The 6,282-nt window shown below is 61.7% G+C and carries 4 protein-coding genes; 2 read left to right on the top strand and 2 right to left on the bottom strand.

The annotated features are described in order from the left end of the window. Positions 1-34 precede the first annotated feature (34 nt). Positions 35-988, top strand: a complete 954-nt coding sequence (locus APT63_12820; GenBank protein AMA46429.1) for an alpha/beta hydrolase — start codon at positions 35-37, stop codon at positions 986-988. 274 nt (positions 989-1,262) lie between these two features. Continuing rightward, a complete protein-coding gene (locus tag APT63_12815) occupies positions 1,263-2,210 on the top strand; it encodes a transposase (protein AMA46428.1) in 948 nt (315 codons plus the stop codon). 466 nt (positions 2,211-2,676) lie between these two features. Here the strand turns inward: APT63_12815 and APT63_12810 are convergent, their stop codons facing one another. Both APT63_12810 and APT63_12805 read right to left on the bottom strand, forming a co-directional pair. After that, entirely contained in the window at positions 2,677-3,285 is a 609-nt protein-coding gene (locus tag APT63_12810; protein AMA46427.1) for a glutamyl-tRNA amidotransferase, read from the bottom strand. Between the two features lie 498 nt (positions 3,286-3,783). Then, on the bottom strand, positions 3,784-6,159 hold the full coding sequence (locus APT63_12805; protein ID AMA47894.1) for a ferric-pseudobactin BN7/BN8 receptor: 2,376 nt from the start codon (positions 6,157-6,159) through the stop codon (positions 3,784-3,786). Between the last annotated feature and the right edge of the window lie 123 nt (positions 6,160-6,282).

The following is a 6,282-nucleotide window of genomic DNA, read 5'->3' as shown; positions in this document are numbered from 1 at the left end:
CGCACAGGGTCGCCTCTGACCTGGGAGCCGAATCATGCCTTTGAACCCCGAGATCGCCGACTTTCTCGACGTGATCGACAGCCATCCCGAGCAGGCTCGCGCCCAGGCCTTGCACCAGTTGACGCCAGTGGCAGCGCGGGAGGCGTTCGAACAAGCCTCGCAGCGCATGCAGTGGCCCTGGCCGCAGGTGCACAGCGAGGACGTGACGTGCCTGGCACGGGACGGCGCGACCTTGGCCTTGCGCCTTTACCTGCCCCCTGGGCAGGCCGACCAGCCGCTGCCGGTGCTGGTCTACCTGCACGGGGGCGGATTCGTGGTCGGCAGCATCGCCTCCCATGACGGGGTCTGCCGTGAGTTCTGTGCCCGCACGCCCTGCGCCGTGCTGACCGTCGACTACCGCCGCGCCCCGGAGCATCGGTTCCCGACGGCGCTGCACGACGGAGCCGATGCGCTGGCCTGGCTGGCGGCCAACGCGCAGGACTGGGGCCTGGACCTGGAGCGCGTGGCATTCGGTGGGGACAGCGTCGGTGCCACCCTGGCCACCGTTCTGGCGATCGACGCCGCACATGGCAACGGCCCGATCCAGCCACGGCTGCAACTGCTGTGCTACCCGGTGACCGACGCCTCGACCGCCGCCGAGTCGCGCACCTTGTTCAGCGAGGGCTACCTGCTCGAGAGCCAGACACTGGAGTGGTTCTACGACCACTATGCCCGGCAGGCCGAGGATCGCGCGGACTGGCGCTTCTCACCGTTGCTCGCCGAGCGGCTCGAAGGCGTGGCGCCGGCCTACCTGGCGCTGGCGGGCTTCGATCCGTTGCTCGACGAAGGCCAGGCATACGCGGCGCGGTTGGCGGGGGCGGGGGTCGAGGTGCGCTGCGAGACCTTCGACGGGCTGGTGCACGATTTCCTGCGCATGCGCTTGGTGACGGCCGAGATCGACGGGGTCTACGCGACCTTGTCCCAGGTGCTGCGAGAGGCGTTGCGCTGAGCGCCAGCGCAGGGCTCGCAAAGCCTGTGAATGTGCAGCGAGGCTGCCGCCGCCATCGCGGGCAAGCCCGCTTGTATGGTAGGACTTGAAGGGAGGAGGAGGGACTAGATCCGCTTCTGACTGTTCGCGCAGTACAGACCGTGGGAGATTTCGCCCCTCCTCCCTTCACCCAAGCGCCGATAAGGAATGCTTCCGGTTTTGACCGACGAAAGTACAAGCCTGCGCCTCTGGGTGGCCCTTCAAGCCCTTAGACCTTACCTGCGGAGACGCGCTCATGGCAATGCCATCATCCGAACACAGCACGATCATAGGCGTCGACGTTGCTAAGGCTGAGCTCGTCATTTACGAAGACAGCTCCGGACAGTTGAGCACTATTGCCAACAACAAGACGGCTATTAAACAATGGATCAAGGCATTGCACGGCAAGGTCTCGATTGCAATCGAGGCCACCAATGTCTATCACCTGCTGTTTACCGATATGGTCCATGAAGCAGGACATACCCTTTACTTGATGGATGGTTATGCCCTGAGTCACTACCGAAAAGGTATTGGCTCACGCGCCAAGACCGACCCGATCGATGCAAGGGTACTGGCCCGGTACCTCAAGAACGAAGGCGCTAATCTTACCCCCTGGATCCCCCCTTCGACACTCTATCGCGACCTTGTCAGCCTGTTTCGCAGGCGCGCGATGCTCGTCCAGACGCGTACAGCGCTGAGACTGAGCTGGGAGGGTGAGCCGCTGCTCAAGAACCTTTTGAAGTCCCAGCTCACCTCGATGAAGCGCCTTGAAGACCTCATTGAAAACATGATCAAGAAGCTGCTCGACCAGGCAGGACTGATGCCGTTAGTAAAGCAGTGTATGAAAGTTGAAGGTATTGGTTTTCTTACCGCTGCGCGTTTGGTCGCCACCTACCAGCGAGGCGAGTTCAAGAGTGCCGATGCCTTCATCGCCTTTTTAGGAATGGACCTGCGAGTGGCTCAGTCGGGCAAGAAAAAAGAACGCTCGACGTTGACCAAACGAGGCGATCCAGAGGTCCGTCGTTTGCTGCACAACGCGGCGATGTCAGCAGGCAGGACAGCTGCTTGGAAAACGTTTTACGAAGACAAGCAGAGCCGCGGTTTTAAAAAGACTCAAGTCCTGGTCATGCTGGCCCGCAAGCTGGCTCGAGTGGTCTTTGCCCTGATCAGAAGCGGAGAGGAATATCGCCCCAAAGCCGCTTAAGCGCTTGGCAATTACCATAGAATCTCCCACAGGGTGGTGTCTTAGCGGATGCATGCCGACAGGTTTCATGCGGGCTGGGTAGGAGTCCGCCCGCCGCCTTGGTGCCGCGCTGTCGCGCAGAGAACATGGCCGATAGCTGGCAAAATTCGAAGCTTCATTGCTAATCGATTTTAGGGCCGCTTTGCGGCCCATCGCGGCACAGGGGCCGCTCCTACACCCGTAGCCCCACCGCGGGGTTGCAGGCTATCACGGTCACCTGTAGGAGCGGCCCCTGTGCCGCGATTGGGCCCGCAGGGCCCACAAAATTCTAAAATTATTTCCTTTGAAATCAACAAGCTATTTTTTGTTCTATAGGAGCGGGCTTGCCAGCGATTGGGCCTGTGCAGCCCTGCAAGGTGAATAGGCCGGCGCTCTGTCTGTCGGCGATGCAGCGAGGCTGACCACGCTTGTCAGCCCCTTCGCTCAATCAAAATGCCATAGGCCGAAGTGCTGCAAGCTGCGAGAGAAAGACAAGATGTTCGACCGCTTTTACTTTCTCGAGATGTTCCAGCGCACTGGATCCTCCCAGCATCAAGGCGGGAACGAATCCATACATTTCATCGTGCTTCAAGGTCCCCAATTTCTTCTGCGCGGCATCGAAGAGTGACGCATAGTCATTGGACTCACGATCCAGCGAAAGCAAAAAATCTTGCAGCTTACGATCCATTTGTTCTGGTGTGGGAACGAAATCATCGACAACACATTGAGAGAGAACACTAATGATCTTCAACGAAAACCCTGTTTTTTCACCCCAAAGATAAAGGTCTCCAAATGCGCTCCGTCCGATCACATGGTAAGTGTCGGTGCGCTGGAAGCTTGTAGGTTCGAGCCAGGCATTGACCACAGCTTCATAAGCGTGCGGATCCACTAGCCAAAAAATGCCTTTCCCATAGCCACACCAGCCATGCTCAGCCCAGTATTCCAGCAAGTTCTTGGGTAATTTGCCCTCATACCGTTTGATGCTCGCTTCGGGCACCCGCTGATGGCTGATAGGTTGGCCTAACTTTTCTATGAACCTGGCATACACCTTGTCCATGCAGCCCCCTCCTGGGCTACTACTTGTGCACCCTGATAGTGGCGAACGTGCGCTCACGCTCGGTACCCAGTACCCGATACCTGTTTGGTAGCTGATTTTAATTCATCAACGTGATAATCGAGTACCTGTTGATTGTCAGGTAGGCCGGCGCTCTGTCTGTCGGCGATGCGGCGAGGCTGCCGCCGCCATCGCGGGCAAGCCCGCTCCCACAGGGGGATGTCCGAACGGATGCATGCCGGCAGGTTTCATGCGGGCTGGGTGGGAGCTGGCTTGCCAGCGATTGGGCCTGTGCAGCCACTGCAGGGTGGATAGTCCGGCGCTCTGTCTGTTGGCGATGCAGCGAGGCCGCCGATGCCATCGCGGGCAAGCCCGCTCCCACACAGGAGGTGTTCGGGCGAATGCATTCCTCATCTGGCCCGACCCCTGAACGCAAACGCCCGCGACCTCGTCCTCGTTCGAGGACGCAGGCGCGGGCGTGTCATGGCACGTGCGGTCAGGTCAGAACGTGTACTTCACGGTGGTCATGAGGTTGCGCGGGGCGCCATACACGCCCCAGGCGTCGACGTAGGAGAAGTACTTGCGGTCGAACACGTTGTTGACGTTCACCGAGGCGCTGAGGTTGTCGGTGATGTCGTAGCGGGCCATCAGGTTGGTCAGGGCGTAGCTGCCCTGGGTGTAGGTGCGCAGGTCCTGGCCGGTCTTGCTCTGCCAGTTCACGCCGCCGCCGACGGTCAGCTTGTCGTCCAGGAAGCCGGGTATGCGGTAGGTGGTGAAGGTCTTCGCGCTGTGGCGCGGGGTGTTGGTGACGATGCGGTTGTCGTCCGAGTCGGTGCTGACGCTGTAGGCGTAACCGGCGAACGCCTGCCAGCCCTCGGCCAGTTCGCCGTTGAACTCCAGCTCCACGCCCTTGGTGGTGGTGCCTTGCTCGGCGCGGTAGATGTCCGGCGAGCGCACGTAGACCGCCAGGTTGTCCTGCTCGATGCGGAACAGCGCCAGGCTGGCGTTGAGCTTGTCGTCGTTGAAGCTGCCTTTCACGCCCAGCTCGTAGCCAGTGCCTTCCTGGGGATCGAGCGGCTTGTAGTTGGCGTCACGCACGCCATAGGGCTGGGGGTTGAAGATCTTGGTGTAGCTGCCGTACACCGACCAGGTGTCGTCCAGGTCGTAGACCACCCCGGCGTAAGGCAGGAAGACACCATGACGGTCCTCCACGCTCTTGTTGCTGTTGGACGAGTCGACCCAGTCCTGATAGTCGTTGGTGCGCTTCCAGTCGGTGACCCGGCTGCCGAGGATGACGGACAGGTCGTCGGTGAGGTGGAAGCGGCCGGTGAGGTAGGCGGCGTACTGGTTTTCCTCGATGTAGGTCTTGCCGACCGTCGTCGTGTCAGGGCGCGGGCCTTGGCCGTCCCAGGCGAAGATGTTGTCGATGGTGCCGTCGTACCCGGTCCACGGCCCGAACCAGCCGCCATGGCTCGGCGTGTTCTCGGTGTAGCGCGACAGGGTCACGCCGGCGATCAGCTCATGCTCGCGCCCGAACAGGCTGAAGGGGCCGGTGACGTAGGCATCGAGGTTGTTCTGGCGCGGGCTGCCCGACCAGCGGTTGGGGTACATATAGGCCCCCGAACCGTCGGCGGCGTTGATTTCCCCGTTCATGTAGTTGATCAGCTCGTCGAACTCCATGACGCTGTGGCTGACTTCGATCTTGCCGCTCCAGCCATCGCCGAACTGATGCTCCAGGGAACTGAAGACGTTGGTGGTCTTGCGGTCGTTGTACGACCAGGTCGGGGCGCTGTTCTTCGAGCGGCCGAAATCGCTCTTGCTGCCATCGGCGAAGCGGACCTGGAAGCCCGTGCGCAGCGGGTCGTCGGCCTGGGCATTGATGTAGCTGAAGCCGGCGGTGAGCATGGTCGCATCGCTCAGGTCGAACTCGGTGATGCCGTAGACCAGCTGGGTCTCCTGCTTGAGGCGGTCGACGTAGGAATGCTGGGTCTTGTAGTCCACCACCAGGCGACCGCGCACGTTACCGCTGTCGGTCAGCGGACCCGACACGTCGAAACCGGTGCCGTAGCGGTCCCAATTGCCGGCTTCGGCGGTCACGCTGCCCTGGAAGGTGGCGGTCGGGCGCTTGCGGATCAGGTTGATGGTGGCCGACGGAGTGCCGGTGCCGCTGATCAGGCCGGTGGCGCCGCGCACGACTTCGACACGGTCGTACATGGCGGTGTTCTGGGTGGTGTTGTCCAGGCGCGGCGAGGTCGGCACCCCGTCGATCTCGAAGTTGTTGATCTGGAAGCCCCGCGACCAGTACGTGTCGTTCTCGGCGCCGATGCCGGTGCGCAGCACGGTGATGCCGGGAGTGGCCTCGAGCACTTCGGTGAGGTTGGTCAGCTTCTGGTCGTCCAGGCGCTGGCGGGTGACCACGGTGACCGACTGCGGCGTTTCCTTTTGGGTCAGGTTCAGCCGCGTCGAGCTGCTGGACATGTAGGTGGTGTACGAACCACTGCCTTCGGTCACCGAGCCCGGTGCCATGCCGGAGATCGAGGTCATGCCCAGTTCCAGCGCGCCACTGTCGGCCGACGGCGGCGCCATCAGCAGCACGGTGTTGCCTTCCACGCGGTACGACAGGCCGCTGCCGCTCAGCAGGCGCTGCAGCGCTTCCTGGGTCGACACCGAACCGGACACGGCGCGGGCGTTGAGCCCCTGGACCAGCTCCGGGCTGTACAGGATCTGCATGTCGGTCTGCTGACCCAGTTGCTGCAAGGCACTGGCCAAGGGCTGCGCGGCGATGTCGACCGACACCTGATCGGCGTGCACGGCGCTGCTCCCCAGCAGCGTCAGTGCCAGCAGGGCGCCAGGCAGTACGGATCGGCGCGTGAGCAAGGCGCGCACGGCATGGGTCAGCGGAGTGGGGCGAAGTGTCGGGTGGCGCATGGTGACAAGGCTCCTGAATGAAGCGGGCAGTTATTTTTTTAGGGGTCCGATGAGAAGGTCTCGACCTCTCAC

It is taken from the genome of Pseudomonas monteilii (assembly GCA_001534745.1).
GTDB lineage: Bacteria > Pseudomonadota > Gammaproteobacteria > Pseudomonadales > Pseudomonadaceae > Aquipseudomonas > Aquipseudomonas alabamensis.
This window is presented reverse-complemented; position numbering and strand designations above follow the sequence as displayed.